The sequence below is a fragment of the Priestia sp. ABM2_011 genome (assembly GCF_056158845.1).
This window is the reverse complement of sequence record NZ_JBSWUB010000001.1, coordinates 4,879,941-4,900,000: the sequence shown is the minus strand read 5'-3', so window position 1 is coordinate 4,900,000 and position 20,060 is coordinate 4,879,941. Positions and strand designations below refer to the sequence as shown.

At 35.8% G+C, this 20,060-nt stretch carries 19 protein-coding genes, 17 tRNA genes and 2 rRNA genes (1 of these 38 only partly in view); 35 read left to right on the top strand and 3 right to left on the bottom strand.

What is annotated here, in order from left to right; all coding sequences use genetic code 11:
- The 23 genes from ACXAE4_RS25810 to ACXAE4_RS25700 all read left to right on the top strand — a co-directional run.
- Nucleotides 1–1,755: ribosomal RNA gene (locus tag ACXAE4_RS25810) — 23S ribosomal RNA — on the top strand; it begins 1,181 nt to the left of the window's first position.
- Nucleotides 1,756–1,865: 110 nt separating this feature from the next.
- Nucleotides 1,866–1,981, top strand: a 5S ribosomal RNA gene (gene rrf / locus ACXAE4_RS25805).
- Between the two features lie 9 nt (nucleotides 1,982–1,990).
- A tRNA-Asn gene (locus ACXAE4_RS25800) sits at nucleotides 1,991–2,065 on the top strand.
- 3 nt (nucleotides 2,066–2,068) lie between these two features.
- Nucleotides 2,069–2,160, top strand: a tRNA-Ser gene (locus ACXAE4_RS25795).
- Between the two features lie 21 nt (nucleotides 2,161–2,181).
- Nucleotides 2,182–2,256, top strand: a tRNA-Glu gene (locus ACXAE4_RS25790).
- A 23-nt stretch (nucleotides 2,257–2,279) separates the two neighbouring features.
- Nucleotides 2,280–2,355, top strand: a tRNA-Val gene (locus tag ACXAE4_RS25785).
- An 11-nt stretch (nucleotides 2,356–2,366) separates the two neighbouring features.
- Nucleotides 2,367–2,443: transfer RNA gene (locus tag ACXAE4_RS25780), tRNA-Met, on the top strand.
- Between the two features lie 3 nt (nucleotides 2,444–2,446).
- Nucleotides 2,447–2,522 (top strand) — tRNA-Asp (locus tag ACXAE4_RS25775).
- Between the two features lie 15 nt (nucleotides 2,523–2,537).
- Nucleotides 2,538–2,613 (top strand) — tRNA-Phe (locus ACXAE4_RS25770).
- A 25-nt stretch (nucleotides 2,614–2,638) separates the two neighbouring features.
- Nucleotides 2,639–2,714 (top strand) — tRNA-Thr (locus tag ACXAE4_RS25765).
- A gap of 10 nt (nucleotides 2,715–2,724) precedes the next feature.
- Nucleotides 2,725–2,808, top strand: a tRNA-Tyr gene (locus ACXAE4_RS25760).
- 5 nt (nucleotides 2,809–2,813) lie between these two features.
- Nucleotides 2,814–2,887, top strand: a tRNA-Trp gene (locus ACXAE4_RS25755).
- Nucleotides 2,888–2,917: 30 nt separating this feature from the next.
- Nucleotides 2,918–2,993: transfer RNA gene (locus ACXAE4_RS25750), tRNA-His, on the top strand.
- A gap of 28 nt (nucleotides 2,994–3,021) precedes the next feature.
- Nucleotides 3,022–3,096, top strand: a tRNA-Gln gene (locus ACXAE4_RS25745).
- A gap of 5 nt (nucleotides 3,097–3,101) precedes the next feature.
- Nucleotides 3,102–3,176 (top strand) — tRNA-Gly (locus ACXAE4_RS25740).
- Between the two features lie 37 nt (nucleotides 3,177–3,213).
- Nucleotides 3,214–3,287, top strand: a tRNA-Cys gene (locus ACXAE4_RS25735).
- Nucleotides 3,288–3,301: 14 nt separating this feature from the next.
- Nucleotides 3,302–3,390, top strand: a tRNA-Leu gene (locus ACXAE4_RS25730).
- Nucleotides 3,391–3,420: 30 nt separating this feature from the next.
- Nucleotides 3,421–3,502: transfer RNA gene (locus ACXAE4_RS25725), tRNA-Leu, on the top strand.
- Nucleotides 3,503–3,674: 172 nt separating this feature from the next.
- Entirely contained in the window at nucleotides 3,675–4,664 is a 990-nt protein-coding gene (locus ACXAE4_RS25720; protein ID WP_322551685.1) for a tyrosine-type recombinase/integrase, read from the top strand.
- Between the two features lie 762 nt (nucleotides 4,665–5,426).
- Nucleotides 5,427–5,699 (top strand): hypothetical protein, encoded by a 273-nt coding sequence (locus ACXAE4_RS25715; RefSeq protein ID WP_475237245.1) that lies wholly within the window; start codon nucleotides 5,427–5,429, stop codon nucleotides 5,697–5,699.
- A 63-nt stretch (nucleotides 5,700–5,762) separates the two neighbouring features.
- Entirely contained in the window at nucleotides 5,763–7,109 is a 1,347-nt protein-coding gene (locus ACXAE4_RS25710; RefSeq protein WP_475237244.1) for an ApeA N-terminal domain 1-containing protein, read from the top strand.
- Nucleotides 7,110–7,261: 152 nt separating this feature from the next.
- Nucleotides 7,262–7,732, top strand: coding sequence for a hypothetical protein (locus ACXAE4_RS25705; RefSeq protein ID WP_475237242.1), 471 nt, complete (start codon nucleotides 7,262–7,264; stop codon nucleotides 7,730–7,732).
- A gap of 117 nt (nucleotides 7,733–7,849) precedes the next feature.
- Entirely contained in the window at nucleotides 7,850–9,016 is a 1,167-nt protein-coding gene (locus tag ACXAE4_RS25700) for a hypothetical protein (protein WP_475237240.1), read from the top strand.
- A 75-nt stretch (nucleotides 9,017–9,091) separates the two neighbouring features.
- Here the strand turns inward: ACXAE4_RS25700 and ACXAE4_RS25695 are convergent, their stop codons facing one another.
- Nucleotides 9,092–9,973, bottom strand: coding sequence for a hypothetical protein (locus tag ACXAE4_RS25695; protein ID WP_475237238.1), 882 nt, complete (start codon nucleotides 9,971–9,973; stop codon nucleotides 9,092–9,094).
- A 1,052-nt stretch (nucleotides 9,974–11,025) separates the two neighbouring features.
- On the opposite strand from ACXAE4_RS25695, the gene ACXAE4_RS25690 reads away from it, so the two are divergent.
- Nucleotides 11,026–11,298: a hypothetical protein gene (locus ACXAE4_RS25690; RefSeq protein WP_475237236.1), complete on the top strand. Its 273-nt coding sequence runs from the start codon at nucleotides 11,026–11,028 to the stop codon at nucleotides 11,296–11,298.
- A 448-nt stretch (nucleotides 11,299–11,746) separates the two neighbouring features.
- Here ACXAE4_RS25690 and ACXAE4_RS25685 read toward each other — a convergent pair whose 3' ends face one another.
- Nucleotides 11,747–11,929 carry a hypothetical protein gene (locus ACXAE4_RS25685; RefSeq protein WP_322551691.1) on the bottom strand — a complete coding sequence of 61 codons (183 nt, stop codon included), beginning with the start codon at nucleotides 11,927–11,929 and terminating at the stop codon, nucleotides 11,747–11,749.
- A 116-nt stretch (nucleotides 11,930–12,045) separates the two neighbouring features.
- On the opposite strand from ACXAE4_RS25685, the gene ACXAE4_RS25680 reads away from it, so the two are divergent.
- The 9 genes from ACXAE4_RS25680 (at nucleotide 12,046) to ACXAE4_RS25640 (ending at nucleotide 17,017) form a co-directional block, all read left to right on the top strand.
- Nucleotides 12,046–12,483, top strand: coding sequence for a hypothetical protein (locus ACXAE4_RS25680; protein WP_322551692.1), 438 nt, complete (start codon nucleotides 12,046–12,048; stop codon nucleotides 12,481–12,483).
- 326 nt (nucleotides 12,484–12,809) lie between these two features.
- Nucleotides 12,810–13,067 carry a helix-turn-helix transcriptional regulator gene (locus ACXAE4_RS25675; protein WP_322551693.1) on the top strand — a complete coding sequence of 86 codons (258 nt, stop codon included), beginning with the start codon at nucleotides 12,810–12,812 and terminating at the stop codon, nucleotides 13,065–13,067.
- Nucleotides 13,067–13,468: a hypothetical protein gene (locus ACXAE4_RS25670; protein WP_322551694.1), complete on the top strand. Its 402-nt coding sequence runs from the start codon at nucleotides 13,067–13,069 to the stop codon at nucleotides 13,466–13,468. The genes ACXAE4_RS25675 and ACXAE4_RS25670 overlap by 1 nt, the downstream gene beginning before the upstream one ends.
- A gap of 19 nt (nucleotides 13,469–13,487) precedes the next feature.
- Entirely contained in the window at nucleotides 13,488–13,946 is a 459-nt protein-coding gene (locus ACXAE4_RS25665; RefSeq protein ID WP_475237233.1) for a hypothetical protein, read from the top strand.
- A 5-nt stretch (nucleotides 13,947–13,951) separates the two neighbouring features.
- On the top strand, nucleotides 13,952–14,161 hold the full coding sequence (locus tag ACXAE4_RS25660; RefSeq protein ID WP_475237231.1) for a hypothetical protein: 210 nt from the start codon (nucleotides 13,952–13,954) through the stop codon (nucleotides 14,159–14,161).
- Complete coding sequence (locus ACXAE4_RS25655) at nucleotides 14,161–14,808, top strand: hypothetical protein (protein ID WP_475237229.1); 648 nt, start codon at nucleotides 14,161–14,163, stop codon at nucleotides 14,806–14,808. The genes ACXAE4_RS25660 and ACXAE4_RS25655 overlap by 1 nt, the downstream gene beginning before the upstream one ends.
- Before the next feature lie 75 nt (nucleotides 14,809–14,883).
- Nucleotides 14,884–15,585, top strand: a complete 702-nt coding sequence (locus ACXAE4_RS25650; RefSeq protein WP_475237228.1) for a hypothetical protein — start codon at nucleotides 14,884–14,886, stop codon at nucleotides 15,583–15,585.
- Between the two features lie 106 nt (nucleotides 15,586–15,691).
- A complete protein-coding gene (locus ACXAE4_RS25645) occupies nucleotides 15,692–16,504 on the top strand; it encodes a DUF2971 domain-containing protein (RefSeq protein WP_475237225.1) in 813 nt (270 codons plus the stop codon).
- Nucleotides 16,505–16,943: 439 nt separating this feature from the next.
- Nucleotides 16,944–17,017, top strand: a tRNA-Gly gene (locus ACXAE4_RS25640).
- Nucleotides 17,018–17,133: 116 nt separating this feature from the next.
- Here ACXAE4_RS25640 and ACXAE4_RS25635 read toward each other — a convergent pair.
- Nucleotides 17,134–17,799 (bottom strand): B3/B4 domain-containing protein, encoded by a 666-nt coding sequence (locus tag ACXAE4_RS25635; protein ID WP_028412694.1) that lies wholly within the window; start codon nucleotides 17,797–17,799, stop codon nucleotides 17,134–17,136.
- A 129-nt stretch (nucleotides 17,800–17,928) separates the two neighbouring features.
- Between ACXAE4_RS25635 and queG the strand changes: the two genes are divergently transcribed.
- On the top strand, nucleotides 17,929–19,065 hold the full coding sequence (gene queG / locus ACXAE4_RS25630) for a tRNA epoxyqueuosine(34) reductase QueG (RefSeq protein WP_033580873.1): 1,137 nt from the start codon (nucleotides 17,929–17,931) through the stop codon (nucleotides 19,063–19,065).
- Nucleotides 19,066–19,137: 72 nt separating this feature from the next.
- Complete coding sequence (locus ACXAE4_RS25625) at nucleotides 19,138–20,025, top strand: amidase domain-containing protein (protein ID WP_028412692.1); 888 nt, start codon at nucleotides 19,138–19,140, stop codon at nucleotides 20,023–20,025.
- Nucleotides 20,026–20,060 lie beyond the last annotated feature (35 nt).

The window sequence follows — 20,060 nt, the reverse complement described above, 5'->3', positions numbered from 1 at the left end:
GGGGCTAAACGTATCACCGAAGCTGTGGATTGACATCTTTGATGTCAGTGGTAGGAGAGCGTTCTAAGTGCTGTGAAGTCAGACCGTAAGGACTGGTGGAGCGCTTAGAAGTGAGAATGCCGGTATGAGTAGCGAAAGACAAGTGAGAATCTTGTCCACCGAATGCCTAAGGTTTCCTGAGGAAGGCTCGTCCGCTCAGGGTTAGTCGGGACCTAAGCCGAGGCTGAAAAGCGTAGGCGATGGCCAACAGGTTGATATTCCTGTACCACCTCCCCGCCGTTTGAGTAATGGGGGGACGCAGTAGGATAGGGTAAGCGCGCTGCTGGATATGCGCGTTCAAGCAGTTAGGCTGATGAGTAGGCAAATCCGCTCATCATAAAGGCTGAGCTGTGATGACGAGGGAATTATAGTACCGAAGTTCCTGATTCCACACTGCCAAGAAAAGCCTCTAGCGAGGCGGGAGGTGCCCGTACCGCAAACCGACACAGGTAGGCGAGGAGAGAATCCTAAGGTGATCGAGAGAACTCTCGTTAAGGAACTCGGCAAAATGACCCCGTAACTTCGGGAGAAGGGGTGCTCTGGTAGGGTGTATAGCCCGAGAGAGCCGCAGTGAATAGGCCCAGGCGACTGTTTAGCAAAAACACAGGTCTCTGCGAAGCCGCAAGGCGAAGTATAGGGGCTGACGCCTGCCCGGTGCTGGAAGGTTAAGAGGAGGGGTTATCCTTTGGGAGAAGCTCTGAATCGAAGCCCCAGTAAACGGCGGCCGTAACTATAACGGTCCTAAGGTAGCGAAATTCCTTGTCGGGTAAGTTCCGACCCGCACGAAAGGCGTAACGATCTGGGCACTGTCTCAACGAGAGACTCGGTGAAATTATAGTACCTGTGAAGATGCAGGTTACCCGCGACAGGACGGAAAGACCCCGTGGAGCTTTACTGTAGCCTGATATTGAATTTTGGTACAGCTTGTACAGGATAGGTAGGAGCCTGAGAAGCCGGAGCGCTAGCTTCGGTGGAGGCGTCGGTGGGATACTACCCTGGCTGTATTGAAATTCTAACCCGCGGCCCTGATCGGGCCGGGAGACAGTGTCAGGTGGGCAGTTTGACTGGGGCGGTCGCCTCCTAAAATGTAACGGAGGCGCCCAAAGGTTCCCTCAGAATGGTTGGAAATCATTCGTAGAGTGTAAAGGCACAAGGGAGCTTGACTGCGAGACCTACAAGTCGAGCAGGGACGAAAGTCGGGCTTAGTGATCCGGTGGTTCCGCATGGAAGGGCCATCGCTCAACGGATAAAAGCTACCCCGGGGATAACAGGCTTATCTCCCCCAAGAGTCCACATCGACGGGGAGGTTTGGCACCTCGATGTCGGCTCATCGCATCCTGGGGCTGTAGTCGGTCCCAAGGGTTGGGCTGTTCGCCCATTAAAGCGGTACGCGAGCTGGGTTCAGAACGTCGTGAGACAGTTCGGTCCCTATCCGTCGTGGGCGTAGGAAATTTGAGAGGAGCTGTCCTTAGTACGAGAGGACCGGGATGGACACACCGCTGGTGTACCAGTTGTCTTGCCAAAGGCATCGCTGGGTAGCTATGTGTGGACGGGATAAGTGCTGAAAGCATCTAAGCATGAAGCCCCCCTCAAGATGAGATTTCCCATAGCGCAAGCTAGTAAGATCCCTGAAAGATGATCAGGTTGATAGGTCAGAGGTGGAAGCGTGGCGACATGTGTAGCTGACTGATACTAATCGATCGAGGACTTAACCAAACTTTAAAAGCGTAAGCTTTACTCAGCAATCTGTTACCTAGTTTTGAGAGAACAAAACTTTTTCAAAAAAAGTCTTGCTTTCTTTTTTAAATCATGTATAATATAATATGTCTGGTGGCGATAGCGAAGAGGTCACACCCGTTCCCATACCGAACACGGAAGTTAAGCTCTTTAGCGCCAATGGTAGTCGGGACTTTGTCCCTGTGAGAGTAGGACGTTGCCAGGCTGTTATTATTCCACAGTAGCTCAGTGGTAGAGCTATCGGCTGTTAACCGATCGGTCGTAGGTTCGAGTCCTACCTGTGGAGCCATTTGGAGAGCTGTCCGAGTGGCCGAAGGAGCACGATTGGAAATCGTGTAGGCGGTTAACGCTGTCTCAAGGGTTCAAATCCCTTGCTCTCCGCCATTTTTATTTAATTAGCACAGTGGCCCGTTGGTCAAGCGGTTAAGACACCGCCCTTTCACGGCGGTAACACGGGTTCGAATCCCGTACGGGTCACCATTTATTTTTATCTACATAATAGTGGAGGATTAGCTCAGCTGGGAGAGCACCTGCCTTACAAGCAGGGGGTCGGCGGTTCGATCCCGTCATCCTCCACCATATATTATCATCGCGGGGTGGAGCAGTTCGGTAGCTCGTCGGGCTCATAACCCGAAGGTCGCAGGTTCAAATCCTGTCCCCGCAACCAAGTGGTCCCGTGGTGTAGCGGTTAACATGCCTGCCTGTCACGCAGGAGATCGCGGGTTCGATTCCCGTCGGGACCGCCATTTTAAATTTAATAAGGCTCGGTAGCTCAGTTGGTAGAGCAAAGGACTGAAAATCCTTGTGTCGGCGGTTCGATTCCGTCCCGAGCCACCATTTTAAAAACATTTGTTTTTAAAATGCCGGTGTAGCTCAACTGGTAGAGCAACTGACTTGTAATCAGTAGGTTGGGGGTTCAAGTCCTCTTGCCGGCACCACAGTTATTGTGGAGGGGTAGCGAAGTGGCTAAACGCGGCGGACTGTAAATCCGCTCCTTCGGGTTCGGCAGTTCGAATCTGCCCCCCTCCACCATTTACAGGGGCATAGTTTAAAGGTAGAACTACGGTCTCCAAAACCGTCAGTGTGGGTTCGATTCCTACTGCCCCTGCCAATTATAAAATTAACATTGCATATATACGTGGCGATTGTGGCGAAGTGGTTAACGCACCGGATTGTGGTTCCGGCATTCGTGGGTTCGATTCCCATCAGTCGCCCCATTTATAAACGATATGCATATTCCAATATTGGGCTATCGCCAAGCGGTAAGGCAACGGATTTTGATTCCGTCATGCGTTGGTTCGAATCCAGCTAGCCCAGCCATATTTGCGGAAGTAGTTCAGTGGTAGAACACCACCTTGCCAAGGTGGGGGTCGCGAGTTCGAACCTCGTCTTCCGCTCCAATTTAATTTTAATAAATTTATTTAGTCTTGAGTAAATGGCGGCATAGCCAAGTGGTAAGGCAGAGGTCTGCAAAACCTTTATCACCGGTTCAAATCCGGTTGCCGCCTCCATTTATTTACAAGCTGCCGGGGTGGTGGAATTGGCAGACACACAGGACTTAAAATCCTGCGGTAGGTGACTACCGTGCCGGTTCAAGTCCGGCCCTCGGCACCATTTATAATTTTAACTTGCCTTTTTTATTTTGCCGATGTGGCGGAATTGGCAGACGCGCACGACTCAAAATCGTGTTCCTTCGGGAGTGTCGGTTCGACCCCGACCATCGGTACTTTAGCTTTACCAATACATAATAGTAATTAACTTTGAATATACCGTAATATCAACGTTCTTCACAGTAGTGGAGGACGTTTTTTTGTGTTCTTAACAGTACAGTCTGTTTTATCTGTATCACTTCTAATCGTGTGAACAAATTATTATGAACCTATTAGGAGGAAACAGTCATGGCTAGACGTAAGAATGTTTTAAGTGATGCTGAACTTTCTATAATACGTAAAAGTAAGAAATCGTATGTAGAAACCTTTAAAGAAGCAGTTGATCTATTCGTAAAAGACTGTGATTTACGTAATTTAAGACCGTATACCATCAAATACTACTGCAATGAAATAAATGCCTTTTTAAATCTTCTTTCAGAACAAGGAATAGACACTAATCTTTTAAAGCCTTACAACGTTACAGAAGAACATATTAAAGAGAACGTAATTCTTTATATGCGTAACTATAAAGGCTTGAAGATAGTGTCTATCAATACACGTCTACGTGCTTTACGTGCCTTGTTTAACTTCCTTCATAAACATAAACATATTTCTAAAAATCCAATGGAAAATACAAAGCTGTTAAAAGACCGTAAGCGAATTATTCCCACGTTTACTAAAGAACAGCTTAATAAATTATTACGGCAACCAGACCTTAAAACATTTGTAGGTGTTCGTGATTATACAATTATGCTGTTGTTTCTAGAGACTGGTATTCGTGTAAATGAACTAGTTGGACTGTCATTAGCCGATATACGCTGGGAAGATAATTTAATTGTCATCCGCAATGCTAAAAGCTATAGAGAACGTCTAGTGCCTATTCAGAAAGAAATGAAGCACCAATTAAAGAAGTACATTGCTATTCGTGGCTATGTAGAAACAGATAGCTTATTTGTGACTATAGATGAAACTCCTCTTACAAGACGTGCAATACAGCAGCGAATTGAGAGATACGGAGTAAGTGCAAAGATTAAAGGTGTAAGATGCAGCTGTCATACATTTAGGCATACGTTCGCCAAACTGAGTGTTCAGCAAGGTGCTAATATTTTTGAGTTACAGACCATCCTAGGACATACCAGCATGGAAGTAGTGAAAACATACGTGAATCTATTTGGTACGGATGTAAGAGACAGCCACCAAAAGTTTTCACCTTTAAAACTAATTGATAAACGATTATAAATAAAAAGCCACCTACTGCGAATAGGTGACTCAAAGAGTTAAATACGTTCACTGGACGTTAAACAATTCTAATCAGCAATTACTAAAACTAAATAACGAACAGTTAATTCCCTTTCATTTTATCAAAAAATTTTTATAATGCAAGGTTTCTTAAGTGCTGTCTTTTTTAGACTCTGTTCCAACGTGGAAAGCCAAATAACACGTTGTTAAAATAAACTTGATAGGTTATGACTTAGCCGATGCAATAATTAAGTCTAGGATGCATATAACAGTTCTCTGTTGCTGTTGCATCTGAAAGGTGAAAGCTACCTTAGTGCTGTCGTAAGGAAGGGTGTGCAACTATGGTTGCGTAGGACAAGCTATAAGTATTTATTTCTTTTCTAATTCCTCTAAAACAATGAGGTAAGGATTAAGTAATTGAAAAGCCAAAGCGTAAAATTGCAGGATAACGAAACTGTCAGGGACATCTGAAACAGTAAGCTTGTTATGTGGAAACACTAGCGATAACAGAGATAATACATACACGGATACCTTAATTCGATACACCATGATGTGCAAAGTATTAATTCGCCTACTACTTATAATGACAATTTTTTATTTTTGTCATTGTAGGTAGGCAATTTATAGCCAAGCCGTGTTCCTTATTCTCAACCCATGTTGGCAAAACCATATAAAATATACAAGCATTGTAGCGAAAGTAAGCTAGTTTGCTTAACAAATTTTGGATGACATATGATATCCTTCATTGAGGAGGAGTGAAAAATGGATAAAGAAAATGAAACAAGACGACATGAAGAATTAATGAAAAAAATATATAGAGAATTAATGCAGATGAGTGGGAAAGTAGAAGAATTAAACAAAATCAAGCTAAATGAATTTGAGAAAATGGATATTAATATAGCTAAATTAGAGAATAGTTTAAACCGTGGGTTCAAAATAGTAGCTGAAAAACAAATGAAGTTTGAAGAAAAGGATAAAGAAGTAAAAGAATTATTGGACAAGATTGCTAAGAATCTTGGTGATGTTGAACATTAATATTCAAAAAATAGGGGGAAGGGAAGGATTTATATTCTTAATTCTAAGACGATTGGTAAAACAATGCTTGAAGAGTTCGACATAAAAGGTTATTGGTGGTTACCTACGGAAAATAAAAAAGTTGAAGGGGTGCTGCATTTTAAACAAGAAGTTATTGAACTGGAATTAAAAGGTTCTATCTCTGAAAATCCTAATATTGATATACAGAACGCTATATGGGGAAAATCTGAGAGTGGCGAAGAAATAACTCTCTTCAATACCATTCGTACTTTATATGATATGAGAGTATTAGATAATTATAAAAAAGGTTCAAAAATAGATATTCCTGAATCATACAGTATTAATTCGTTCTTAATAGGAGGGTTGTATGAAGAATTAAAGAGTACAAAGTTTTTCTCCTGTACATTCCTTCCTTCTCATTTCAATCAATGGATACCTCAAACAGATAAAACCTTTATAAATATATTTTTAGACAAGGAAAGGCTAAAAATCAAAGGAGAAAATAACAATTATCGAAAAGGGTTCTTATTAGAAGCAGAAGAGGGTCAAAGTATTACTTGGTATCTGGAATATATAAGTAAAATAAAAAAATTACTTATGTTAATGTCAGGACACCCAAATGTTAATGAACGCATAGAATTTTTTAGTGAGAAAGATCAAAGAAAAAGCACATATTTTATTATCAATAGACCTAAAAAGAAATTATCTAATATACAAATGAAGCAGTGTTTAATTAGATATATTGATATTGAAAAGAACGCTTCTCAAATATTTAGCAAATGGTTTACATTATATGATGATTTAAAGATTGTGACAGGCATATATTTCAGTGATTGGTACATGGACAAGTTTTTAGAAATGAAATTTTTAAATGCTGTCCAAGTAGTAGAAATATTTCATAGCTGGATGCGTAAAGACACGAAGAAAGTAATTAGTCCTGAAAGCTACACTAAATTAGAAATGGCAAAACAATTGTTAAAAGAGACAATTCCTAATTACAATGAAGTTCTGAAAGTGAACTTAAAAGAAGATAAGAAATTCATTTTACAGAATCGATTTGATTATTTATTTAAAGAGTTAGATGAAAAAACAAAGGATTTCTTAATCGGTAATGATGCAGAGATAGCTGTTTTTACTAGGCAAGCAGTACAAACTCGTAATCGTTTTACACACTATGGCAAAGAACAACATTTTACATTATCCTCTAGTAAGGAATTAACATACACAATTTATAGATTAAAAGCTTTTATTACTGTTTTATTGTTAAAGGAAATCGGTGTGTCTGAATTCGTTGTTCTGCACAGAATGATGAATAGGTTAGATATTTCTTATACAGAATTACAAGCAGCAAAACAATTTTTGAACTCTGAAAAATACTTAAGTTTGTTAAATTCAAATAACTCTAATTGATTAATAAACTTTTATGTATATACAATTGAATGAAACAATTTCATGATATATTTAGACATAATAATGTAATCTCTTTTTAAACTGTTCTTTATCTTGTTATTATAAGTTATTGCTACAATGTAGGACATGCAACCTAGAAGGAGGTTTACATCATGAAAGACACAAAAGAACTTATTGAAAAACTTATTGATGTTCAAACTGGATATTGTAATGATAGGAAAGAAATAAGAAAATACCTACAGGATCAACCAGTAGTATTAGCAATGTTGGAAAGTTATACAGAAAGAATTGACCAGATCACGGACATTATTATTGAGGATATTTTAGAGGTATCTGATAAACCCAGTAATGATAAATATAGTGAAGAGAATTGGAGTAGAGGCTTAGTTAGAGATTTAATTAATTGTACAGTTAAAGCTGATGGAAAACATAAGAATTCCGTTATTGAATTGATTGTGGACTGGGAGAACTTACACGATTCTACAAGCAAAGTAGAAAAACATACGTGGTTTCATTATAAAGAATTACTAGATGAACATAGCCAAGGGTTTCCAACGTATCAGAAGCAACTAGAGGAAGCGGAAAAAGAGAAAAAGAAAAGTACAAAAAAAACAACTGCTTAATTTTTAAAGTCTCACAGTGTGAGGCTTTTTTATTATGTTTTCAGTTAGCTTTAATACTCCCTAATTGGTTAATTATGTTATTGTGATAGGTGTGAAGAAAAAATAGGAGTGGGTAATGTGAGTTCACAAAGAGAACACCTATTAATAAATGAATTGGATAGCTTACTGAGTGGAAAGTCTATGAAGAAATTAAGTGGAATTCCAAAAAAGTGCTACAAATATGCTTTAACAGCAGCGTTTGTGAATATTTGTAATGGTAAGCAACTTACTAGAGGACAAGAGGGGAATTTTGAGTGGATATATAACATAAAAAATAATCCTAAAAACTACAATAACGACCAGGTTCTAAATCATGTGAAACGGATTGTAGAAAAAAGTTTAAAGGAAGGTTATTTCTATAATTACACTGATTATCAGACTATAGATAACATCATTAAATTCTTCAGAGAGGTAATCAATATTACTAAAAAACAGGGGACTTGTCTTATTAATGTAAAGGAATTAGAAGAACTATTTGATATTAAAAAGAGTTTTTTAGCTTCACATAAAAATTTACAGCCTCATCACTGGGTTGAGATAAGCCTATTCAATGGAATGATTATAACAGTACCTGAATTTTTTACTTATTCGGATTTAGTAAATACTTGGAACATTTTAGTGGATAAAGTAGAGGAGTACCGATCTGTAATGAATGCTGATAATGATGTACCTTTTATAGAAAAGAAAAATAATATTGAAATTAGACAATTAAGATATGAGATGGATACTTTATCTAGATCATTATGGATATCTTCAGTAACGTTTGTAGAGTCATATTTGTATTATGTGTTTTATAATTTAAAACAAATTAATTATCAACCAAATAGTCAGTCCGGAAAGCATATGCTGACCTTACAAAAAGTAGAAGATGAAGAGATAATTAAAAGGCTGGTTATACCCGAATTTGTCTCTCAAAAGAATAAGGAACTAGATAAATTAATAAAAGAATACCTAGTAATAAATAAGATACGTAATCGATTTATTCATACGTCTGCCTTCAAAAATACCGTAGAAATATCTGAACTGTTACCATTGCTAACTACTACCGTTAAGGAAACTGTAGATGCCTTAGAAACATGTAAAAAACTAGTAGAGTACGTTGATTCGTATCTGCCTAAAGAAAATCAGATACTTATATGGTGGGATAGAATTTCTCATCCTAATTTTAAAGAATTTAAAAAAGGCAGTATTACAAATCCTAATAGTTTACTCTCAACAGTGAAATACGAAGATTATGTTTATTAACACTTCTAAAGAATAATCATTATTTGAAATAAAAACTCCCTGTCTAGTGATAAAAAAGCAGGGAGGAGTTTTGTTTTAATTTTTAATACGGTTGTTATCTATCATATCAAATTCAGCGACCAAGTTTTGGTCAGGCACATTAGTTCCACGCCAAAAGATTCTTGGATTCAATTTTAAATATGCTTCATTTTTGCTTTCAACTTTGATAAAAGTAGTTTGACCATCTAATACCAATGAATGCAAAGATGCAACCATTCTTTTGCTGTCTCTTAAATCTAATAGTTCAGCAATTTCTTTTAGGTTAAAGTATTCAATATCTTCGATGTTTTGTACGCTAGGATTTTTACATACAATATTGCTTGAATGGTGAAGGTAAGGGACTAAAGCAAAGATTGGATAGAGGTTTATAGCTGAATATTTTCTCTTTCCTTTCTCATTTTTAGCCTCGTATAATTCACGAATTTGATTCACATATGTTCTTACTAGATTCTTTGGTTTTGCTTTTCCTTTCGTTGAACCGTAAAAATTGCAAGTTTCATTCCATTTGAAATAATTTCCTGAAGGCATCAGTATTTCATATTCAATTAGTTTCTTAAGGAACTTTCCGAAAAGAGTTCTTCCTATTTCAAGTTTGCTTTGTAGACCTTTCTTATCAAGTTTTATATTATTATCATACGCTAAATAGCTAGTACCATTGATGAAGGTAGCAAGGTAGAAGGTCATGGTTATGTCTGATTTTGAGAATTCATTGGACTTAATTAGCTGTTGAATTCTTTCAGGATAAGACCAAATAAATCTTCCTGTATCTTCATTAAACTCATCAAAGTCCTTTTTAGCTTTTCCTTTCATCTTTACGAACTCATCTTGATTTTTATTTCTAATATAGTAAGTGTTCCCATCAAATCTGTCTATAATTTCTCCTTCTCCAGTAACTACGTATAGATTTCCATTACTCATTTAATTTACATCCTTTCGTTGAAGTTCAGTGAACTGTAATGTTGTCACAACCCTTCAACAACACTTATAACAATTTCAGACGGATAAATTACGAAAAAAAGTGAAGTAGGGGATGTCATAATAAATGTCATGGTTGCATTTTGAGTGCAAAAATGGGGTAGTTGGTCGCTTTTTGAGTGCACTATAAAAATGGTTGAAACCCTTGAAAGAGTAAGGTTTGAAGAGGTTTTTAGTGGTTCTTGTGTCTATTACTATATGGAATTAATAATACCTAAGTGAGAATAATACAACTTTACCGTTATATTGCTTCACTCGTTCCCACTCGTTTGCAGAAGGAGAAATCCACTCCTTCCTACTTAAATAAAAGGAAGTTTTACTAAAAAGAATGCTGACAAAGGTTAATATGTCAGAGTTAAAACAGATAACTTTTTAATTTAATAAATGCTTGGAGGGTGGTTTACTCGACAAGAAGGTTTTGAACTTTGTAACGTTTATCTGTTACAAGAATTATGTAAAGGAAATCATTATTGTGGATAACTATATTGATTATGTTGATAAATGTGACAAAAGTGTGAACAAACAAAGTTGGTTTTGAGTAGTTAGTTAGGCTAAAAAGTCCATGAATTGTACCTGATGGATGGAAAAGAAAATGAAAAGCTAGTTATTTTCATGCTTTAATAAGAGGGAGATCAATGTTTTTTAAGTACTTAGTTTATACATTTTGCGTTAGTGCAACTTTGTTCCGAGATAATTTGCTAAGAGAAGAGAACGGCTAGAATACTTGATATATCTACATATTCTTGGGATGAATGAAATAGCGTATAAATACAAGAAACAGTTCTTACGCTGAAAGGCTATAAACGTTGATATATCAATACTTTATCTTGGTTACTAGTTTACATAATCTATCTTATCGGAAGCAATGTACGTATATGGCTATCATTCATATACACAAAATGAAATACGGTCATTAGTTATCAATATTAAAATGTACGACTATTTCTAATAAGTTAATAGTATAATTTGGATACTAGTAAAAAGGTGGTAAATAAATGGGGAGATACTATTATTTAAAAGGTAACGGTTGGGGCTGTGGGGTATGGTTTGTATTATTTTTACTCTTCATTACTGCACCAATTTGGATTTACTTATTAACCATCCCTCTCAGATTCTTAGTTTTTTTAGGTGAAATAGGTGAGGCAATATTCGGTGAAGGTAATGGGGCTATCATGCTTATCATTGCAGGACTATTATTTGCTGGGATGTTAGTGCTTATAGCTAAGTTCTTAGAGAAAATAGAGAGTAGAAATAAAGAGGAAGAGTAAGACGACTGTTTAACACAGTTGTTTTTTTTATTGTATTTATTTCAGTGTTTCTTATTCCATTACGGAACACGAAGTTATTAGATGATTATCATATTTTTGAGATAAGAAAGGTATTGATTTAACAACACATGATTTTGTTCAATTATTCACAAGTGAAACTGAAAAAGTTTCGTGTTTCTGAAGTTGTGTTATTAATGAAATTAACACAAATCTTTTTGAGTATTAATATTCATCTCTCATTAAGAAGAAATTGACTAAAGGGGGTAAAGGGGTGGCAGGGGGCAGTATGCCACGAACTAAGTACTTCTATAATACACATAACAATTTTTAATGATTGTAATTTTAGAAGCAGTATTCGATTAAACATACAGGTTTTATTAGAAGTTAGGATTTAACTAGCTTCTTTTTTATTGAAAAGAAAAAGCACAAAGGCTTTATCCTTCATGCTTTAAACACTTGAACTATTATTCTTTCTTTTAATAAGCACTTCTACAATCTTGTAAATGACTGCAAAAATAACGATTGCAAATAAAGCCGTAGATACAGAATAGGAATCTCTTATATATCCAATTAATGCACCGAATATAATACAACCTATTACAACTAATAAAAACTTTAATCCTTTGTTCATTTCCAATCACCTCATAATATTGGGAATAATTCCAAAAAGTACTAGATTTCTTACAATTAATGCTGTATTGTAATTATATAGAAAATTTAGAATAAAAGAAAGAAGGTTGAAGCAAAATGAAGAAATTTATCCTGAAATCTGCCATTTGTCTTACAGCATGTGCAGTATTCGCATCACCATTTAGTGCTAATGCATCAACTATGACAACCCAGCAATTGCCGGGCGACTATAACAATAGTTGTAAGGTTGTCGCAACAAAGTATTATGACAACGTTACATATAGCAACTATGAAGTAAAAGTTGTTAACGCAATTGCTACTGGTGCAGTAGGCGGAATTGGTTACGCAATTACAAAAAGTGCTTTAACTGCGTTTGTTATGGGTGGATTAAGAGAATCAATTCCAAAAGTACCTAAACAAAAAGCTGTTTATACAAAAGTACAAAGTCGTGAATGTAAAGATAGTACAGGGGTTTATCGTCAATTAATTACTACATATTATAGCGATAGCAAACGTACAAAAGAGTTAGGAACACAATATAAAACAGTACGCTAATATTAATGGGAGAGGACACGGAAAACCGTGTTCTTTTTTTTTATGCTTTTTTCGTCTGTTTTTTCACTATACGTTGTTTAGGGGGTGTAAGGAGTAATAGTTTGAGTTTCTCAGAATGGAGGTTGTAAATAAAAAATCTCTCAATACTAATCTAGCTTAAATTCTTATCATTTGTCTTACTTTTGCTATTTATTAAGTCCATATATGTAGAAAGGAGTAGAAATCTCAACTGTTGATACAGAGAGGGAGTAATTTTTATTTTGAGTAAAAGTCACATTGTGTGACAGCAATTTATTAATGGGCAGTAAAAGAGGTGAAGAGGCGAAGTGTTAACCAGTGAGTCAGTTAAATTTATTCGATTGCTAACAGATTTAACACAAAACGAATTAGCTAAGAAGTTAAGGGTAGATAGAAGTTTAATTTCAAGAATTGAAGCCGGTGAACGAACTATTACACCTGCCTTAGTTAGGCGATTAAAAGAGATTCTTTATTTGAAAGGATGGAGTGAATCAGATTTATTTCTAATTTATGAAGTGATTAAAATCCGGAAATTAAAACATGTAACTAGAAAGGATGGTCTTTAATGAATGTAAATAATATAAAACAAAATTTAAATTACATCAAAACAGTGATTGAAAATGGAAGTCTAAAAGAAAATAGAGTGATTATCAATGTGATGATTGCAGAAACCATTCACGGTCTTAAAAATACAGCATTTTTGTTTAAAGTGAAATATACAAGCGAAGGCTACAAAATGCATTATTCATCTTACGAAAAACGTGCAAAGAAATATAAATCAAGATTACTTGTCGATATGGAAGAACTGGAAAGGAAATTAAATAAGAAACCAGTTAACGAAAAAGCGTGTAAGAAACTCATTCAAAAAATGTTAGATACAGATTTATATACCTCTTACACACAGGCAGTCATTAACCAATGGCAACCAAAAACTAAACATTATAAAACGGAAGCTATTTCAATTTAATAAAGGAAAGGTGAAGAAGATGGGTGAAGAAAAAACAATTCATGATATTGAAGTTCCTGTGGGTATTAACCCAAGACAGGTAACTATTGCACAGGATTATGTTACGAGTAGGCTACAAGAAGGTTTTACAGTTTCCGGCTTTTGCACAAAACATAATCTTTCAACAAAAAGTTGGTATCAGTGGCTTAATAATGATGGTTTCAACAAATATATAAATGAAATGTCAGATGTAATTCTTCCAGCAGATGAACTTGAAGCTGTTCGGAAAATGAAGAAAAAAATTATGGGGTTTGCAGATAAGCCCAACGTGTCAGTAAGTGAACTAAAGATTTTTTCAGATACGTTTAGTTATGTCTTTGAAGCTGAAGCACGCTTGCAGATTGAAAAGTTAGGATTGAACAAAGAAATTAAATCTCAAGATTCAAAGGAATCACGTGAAGAGATGCGTGCTAGATTACTTAAAGAATTAAGGAGTTGAATGAAATGAATGCATATATGAATATTTCAGAAGGATATCAACAAATCAGAGAAGCAGCGACTTCTAAAAGGAAGGAAGAGAGTGTTACAAAAATTGATTTAACCAGTGGTAACGAATTAATAAATGTTGAAGATATGAACACCGATCAGAAAGTAGAATTGTTAACAAAAGTTGTCGCAGATTTGTTCATTAAAATAAATGGGGGTGTTGAATAATGGCAAAGAAATCCGCAGTAAAGCAAATGGGGGAATTATTTAAGAAGGTAGAACAATTAAAAGAACAGTTTGAATTTGCTTCACAAAAAGCTTTGGAAGAAGCTGAAGTATTAAAACAAGAAATTCAAGAAGAAGAAACAGAAGTACAAGAGTTATATACAATGTATGTTCTCGATCAAATTGTTCTTGAAGCTTACCAAGTAGCAAAGGATAAACTTGATAATAAAAAGAAACTCCTTGCAGTAGCTGAAGGAAAGAGTGCTGATATGGAAGGGTTAAAGAAAAAAGAATTATTTAAACTATATCACCAAATAAAAGAAATTGAAGATGACTATAGAAAGGAAGATAATCAAAACGTTGCAGTTAATCGCAAACGTATTCTTCAAGCAAAAGTTGATTATCTAAAGTTCATGCACGAAGCACAAAAAGAAATGACTGCTACTTATAAGTTTAATCGTAAAATAGGAGATTTAAAGGTTGATTTAGGGTTATTGGATTATAACCATATTGGTGGGATAAAGACAGCACAGGGATTCTTTGAAATTGCTTATGATGGAACTCCTGGGATTGAGATAACTCGAGAAGAAGTTACTTCGGCATTTAACAGAGGAGTGGTTAGTCCTAAGGTAGTAGAAGCAATCAAATAAACAAATAACAACATTTTATTCACTGGTATCTTCATTGATATCAGTGTTTGTATTTTACTATAGGAGGTTATGTTAATGGAGATATTAAAGAAGCTAAAAAATATAGTCTATTCGTTATTTAAGAAAGAAAGGGATACTGGAAAGCGTGAAATTAAAAAAATAAATAAAAATATTAAAAGAGTTGAACTACTAAAGCTGGAATTAAACCAGGTTACAAATGCTTATGATAAGAAAATAGAAGAATTGGAAGCAACACACACTTCAGCACTATGGGAGTATGAACAGTCTTATCAAAAATTACGAAAACTTGTTGAAAAACAGCAACAAGGGCTGATTGAAGAAGAAAAAATTGATAAACAACGTGAAGAAGTTAAACCATTTGAAAAAGCCTTTAATGAAGTTAATGAACAACTTATTGGTATTAAGGAACATAAGAAAGACAGTGTAATGAATATCATTTCAGAAATAGATCAATTACAAGAAAACTATACTAAAGCATTAGCTGAAGAAATTAAAACTAAATCTCTTGAAATGGTAAAGCAGAGACAAGAATATTTAAAAGAAGTACAGTCTCTAGGATATGACTACAAAAAAGCCATAGATACAGAACGTTTATTAAAAGAAACATTTGCAAAACATAATTTTGTTTACGAAGGAACGCTGGTTGATTCTCTTGCAATATTAACTAAAGATGTACCAATAAGTATTGATAAGTTATCTATTGCGGAAGATACAGTGAATGAAGCATTGATTGGTAAAATTCCATATGTAAACTGATACCCCGAACAGTTGGTTGATTCCTTCTGTTTGGGGGTTTTTTTTATGTAATTTAAAGGTATAAGAGGTATAATCTACTGTATAGAAGTGGAAAGGGGAAAAAACATTGAAACACAGTTGGGTTAAAGAATTCATGGAATTATTTTTTACAGATACGTTGAAAGCATATCAGCTTAAATCAGAAAACATACCTACAAAGCTTTATAAATATCAGCCTGTTAGTCCAGAAAGAATTGAGAGTTTAAAACAAAATAAAATATGGTTTTCAAAAGCTACTGCATTAAATGATCCTTTTGATTGTAGAAGTACTTATTTTAATGAAGATGAATTAATTACTACATTTAAAAAGCATAAGTTGGATGAAACATCAGGAAAGACCTTCGAAGAACTAGTAAAAGGAATGGATGAAATGATGGATTATTTTCGAAGTAATGTTGAATTGACCTGTTTTTCTGAAAAACCTTCTAATATGCCGATGTGGGGAAATTATGCAGATAATCACAAGGGAATATGTATAGAATATGATTTTACACAGTTAGAGTCTGACAATCAGTTTTCGAAATACCTATTTCCTGTTGGCTATGAATCGAATAGATATAACATAACTAACATTTTAAAGGATATAGTTGAGGAGAAAATTTCAAATAAGACCTATTTAATCTTTTTCTTAATGTTGTTGAAACATGACAGTTGGAATTATGAAAAAGAATGGCGAATATTTAATATAGAGGGTTATGAAGGTAACGATAGAAAAGGTTCTCTTATAGAGTGCCCTATAAAACCTACAGCAATTTATTTTGGCTTGAATTGTAGTGATGAAGATATTGAAGCTATTTCTTCAGTTGTAGATAAAGGTGTTACTAAATTACACAAAGTACAACTCAAAAACCATGAATTTTTCCATCTCGATGTGATTTAAATTATTCTGACGTATAAGAAGCTACTATTAGTGGCTTCCTATAGTGTCCTGTAGCGAAATTAGATGAATAACTATACGTTAACAAAAAGATAATTCGCTTGTAGACCTCCATAGAAGCAATGTTATATTAAGAGAAAATTAACAATGTAACATTAATTTTAAAAAAGGGTTGCAATCTGTGTCGAATGGTACTATAATAAATATTGTTCGAAGGTCGTATGAAGTGATTCATTGATAAATAACTACTTACTGTTGAATATCAGTTAATATCACGGTGGTTCACAAGTTGTCTACTATTATGACGGTTTAGTAACTTACTCAAAATCGTGTTCCTTCGGGAGTGTCGGTTCGACCCCGACCATCGGTACTTTAGCTTTACTTGACAGGATGATTCCTGTTTTTATTTTTACTTATTGGTCGACAAATTTTGATAATATTTGCGGGTGTAGTTTAGTGGTAAAACCTCAGCCTTCCAAGCTGATGTCGTGAGTTCGATTCTCATCACCCGCTCCATACATATTGTTATCACAACGCAGTGTCTCGCTTTCAAAGCTGAGATGTTGCGTTTTTTATTTTTAGCCGTAAATATAGCGTCTATCTTGAAAAGATAGACGCTATATTTACGTACATCAGTTAATGACTTGATAGGTTGCTTCGCCGCCGTGAATTTGAATGAACATGTCACTTAAGGATTTAGTTAGTTTATAAGCCTGTTCTTCTGAAAGTGAAGGTTTTAAATAGATGAACTGTACAGCTTGTGTTGTCTTTTCAGTTACGTACGCTCGGTTAGAATCCACATAAGGGCTTCCGAAAGCTCCTAGGGCATCTTTTGAAATGATTTTATTTTCTAAAGAAATGTTACGTTCATTTAGAGCTTCGTAAGACTCTTCTTTTTTACCGATAGTAAATTCAACGTGGCCCTCTAAATTAGAAGAATCATAAATTCCAATTGGTACTTCATATTGCAATGAAAAAAAGTTATTAATGTCCACAGCAGAATTGATAGAAGGAAGATACGTTTGTTTTCCTATCCGTCGAATTAAAGCTTCTATAGAAGGACGGTATTTACTTGGATCCGTTCCAAATGTTTTGAAAAGCTTTCTCCACTCGCTAACACCTTCAAATTCTGTTACTTTTTTTGACTCAAGGTCAAAATAAATGGATTCTTGAAAAAGGCGCAGACGTCCTTTTAGCATTTGAGGAGAATCGCCAACTTCAATATTTTTATACTGAATGATTCCCATTTTAAAAGAAGGGCAAAGCTGTTTAATAGCGGGTGATAATGTAAAGTTCATTTTTTTGATCCTTTCTATTATAATTAGTATTTGTTCGTTTATAGATACCATCCTATCATTTCATTGAGTGAGAAAACAGTTCAATGCATGAATATATAGAATTTCTTAGAAAGGAGGCTATTACTCACTATGAATGCGTATCAGTTGAAGGAAGAAATTATTTCATACAGCAAAGAGATTGGAATCGATAAGATTGGATTTGCGAGTGCTTCTATGTTTGATGAGTTAAAGAATCGATTGTTAGCACAGCAAGAGTTAGGTTATGCTTCAGGCTTTGAGGAACCTGATATTGAAAAAAGAGTAGATCCCACATTAGTTGTTCCAAAAGCTAGATCCATTATTTCAATTGCACTTGCGTATCCTTCTAAATTAAAGGATGCACCAAAGAGCACAAAGGAAGATCGCCGAGGGATCTTTTGCCGTGCTTCTTGGGGACAAGATTATCATACGGTTTTACGTGATAGGCTTCAAAAGCTTGAAGCTTTCATAAAAGAAAAAGTACCTGCAGCTATCCTTCAATCGATGGTAGATACAGGCGAGCTGTCGGACCGAGCTGTAGCAGAAAGAGCTGGTATTGGCTGGAGCGGTAAGAACTGTGCCATTATCACACCTGAATTCGGTTCCTACGTGTATTTAGGGGAAATGATTACAGATATCCCGTTTCCTCCTGATAAACCGATAGAAGACGGCTGTGGTACTTGTAATAAGTGCGTGGATGTGTGCCCTACCGGTGCGCTTGTAACAGGCGGTCAGCTGAATTCGCAGCGATGTATTGCCTTTTTAACCCAAACAAAAGGATTTTTAGCTGAAGAATTTCGAAGTAAATTAGGCAATCGTTTATATGGCTGTGATACATGTCAAACTGTGTGTCCTGAAAATAAAGGCAAAGACTTTCATTTTCACCCTGAGATGGAGCCTGACCCAGAACTTGCGAAGCCTAAATTAAAACCGCTTTTAACGATGAGTAATCGTGAGTTCAAAGAGAAATTTGGACATGTTTCAGGATCATGGAGAGGGAAAAAGCCAATTCAGCGTAATGCCATTATTGCACTTGCCCATTTTAAAGACCAAACCGCTGTTCCAGATTTAATTGAGTTAATTAAAAATGACGTTCGCCCTGTCATTAGAGGAACGGCGGCATGGGCGTTGGGCAAAATTGGTGATAAAGAAGCATTAGATACACTTATGAACTTAAGAGAAAAAGAAAAGGATCAAGAAGTAATTGAAGAAATGTCAAAAGGTATAGAGATGCTTCAAGAGATCTAAACCGTATTTTTATTGATAAAGTTAGCTAATGAGTCATAGCGTATAATAAACGCTTAGAAAAGTGGTGACATTATGCTAACAAAAAGGAATGTATTATATACTTTAATTAAAGCGCGTGCGGACAGCTATGTAAAAGGTGAGCTTCATGAAGACTTTAAGCCTTTCATTGAACAGCAGTGTGAGCTAAAGCGGTCTCTTGTAAAAAAAAGAGAAGTTGATGTTTTAAAATGTAATATGAAAGGTTCTATTCAATCTGCTCATACGGATCAGGAAGAAACAAGAGTATTATATAAGGTGCACATTCAGGCATTTTTAAAACAAAACGATTTTTTCTATATAGAAGAAGAAATTGAAGATCGTTTAGCTCTTTTTTATAAAGATACACTTATTCAAGATGAGCTGCTGGTAAAGGATTTTTCTGAAGATGAGGTTGAAATGGATGTAGAAGAAGTAGAGGAAGACGAAGAAAGAGCCTCTTATTATGATCGTCTTGCAGCTGTTCAGTATGCAGAAAAACATTGGGATAAACCTAATGAAAGTTATAAGCAGTTTGAGGTAAACTGCACCAACTATATCTCACAGTGTTTGCATGCAGGAAAGGCGCCGATGCGGGGGTATCCTAAAAAAGCAAACGGATGGTGGATGAGAGGGAACGCCTGGAGCTATAGCTGGGCCGTTGCTCATTCCATGCACAGCTATTTAAGTAACTCCAAATCAGGACTTCGGGCTGTGAGGAAATCTTCAGCAAGCGAACTTGTCCCGGGAGACGTTATCTGCTACGATTTTGAAGGAGATGGAAGATGGAATCATACGACGATTGTTGTAGCAAAAGACGGTCACGGTATGCCTCTTGTGAATGCGAACACGTATAATAGTCGAATGAGATATTGGGCTTATGAAGATTCAACGGCTTACACGCCAAAGATTAAGTATGATTTTTTCCATATCGTTGATCGGTAAGTCTTTCGTTTTAGCAAGTTAGTGGTATAATGATG

What these genes read in the sequence shown, in the direction of transcription:
- ACXAE4_RS25625 (WP_028412692.1), top strand. Translation starts at nt 19,138, where the DNA reads ATGCTAACAAAAAGGAATGTATTATATACTTTAATTAAAGCGCGTGCG.
- ACXAE4_RS25655 (WP_475237229.1), top strand. Translation starts at nt 14,161, where the DNA reads ATGGCAAAGAAATCCGCAGTAAAGCAAATGGGGGAATTATTTAAGAAG.
- ACXAE4_RS25685 (WP_322551691.1), bottom strand. Translation starts at nt 11,929, where the DNA reads ATGAACAAAGGATTAAAGTTTTTATTAGTTGTAATAGGTTGTATTATA.
- ACXAE4_RS25695 (WP_475237238.1), bottom strand. Translation starts at nt 9,973, where the DNA reads ATGAGTAATGGAAATCTATACGTAGTTACTGGAGAAGGAGAAATTATA.
- ACXAE4_RS25635 (WP_028412694.1), bottom strand. Translation starts at nt 17,799, where the DNA reads ATGAACTTTACATTATCACCCGCTATTAAACAGCTTTGCCCTTCTTTT.
- ACXAE4_RS25720 (WP_322551685.1), top strand. Translation starts at nt 3,675, where the DNA reads ATGGCTAGACGTAAGAATGTTTTAAGTGATGCTGAACTTTCTATAATA.
- ACXAE4_RS25650 (WP_475237228.1), top strand. Translation starts at nt 14,884, where the DNA reads ATGGAGATATTAAAGAAGCTAAAAAATATAGTCTATTCGTTATTTAAG.
- queG (WP_033580873.1), top strand. Translation starts at nt 17,929, where the DNA reads ATGAATGCGTATCAGTTGAAGGAAGAAATTATTTCATACAGCAAAGAG.
- ACXAE4_RS25690 (WP_475237236.1), top strand. Translation starts at nt 11,026, where the DNA reads ATGGGGAGATACTATTATTTAAAAGGTAACGGTTGGGGCTGTGGGGTA.
- ACXAE4_RS25665 (WP_475237233.1), top strand. Translation starts at nt 13,488, where the DNA reads ATGGGTGAAGAAAAAACAATTCATGATATTGAAGTTCCTGTGGGTATT.
- ACXAE4_RS25715 (WP_475237245.1), top strand. Translation starts at nt 5,427, where the DNA reads ATGGATAAAGAAAATGAAACAAGACGACATGAAGAATTAATGAAAAAA.
- ACXAE4_RS25705 (WP_475237242.1), top strand. Translation starts at nt 7,262, where the DNA reads ATGAAAGACACAAAAGAACTTATTGAAAAACTTATTGATGTTCAAACT.
- ACXAE4_RS25710 (WP_475237244.1), top strand. Translation starts at nt 5,763, where the DNA reads ATGCTTGAAGAGTTCGACATAAAAGGTTATTGGTGGTTACCTACGGAA.
- ACXAE4_RS25670 (WP_322551694.1), top strand. Translation starts at nt 13,067, where the DNA reads ATGAATGTAAATAATATAAAACAAAATTTAAATTACATCAAAACAGTG.
- ACXAE4_RS25660 (WP_475237231.1), top strand. Translation starts at nt 13,952, where the DNA reads ATGAATGCATATATGAATATTTCAGAAGGATATCAACAAATCAGAGAA.
- ACXAE4_RS25680 (WP_322551692.1), top strand. Translation starts at nt 12,046, where the DNA reads ATGAAGAAATTTATCCTGAAATCTGCCATTTGTCTTACAGCATGTGCA.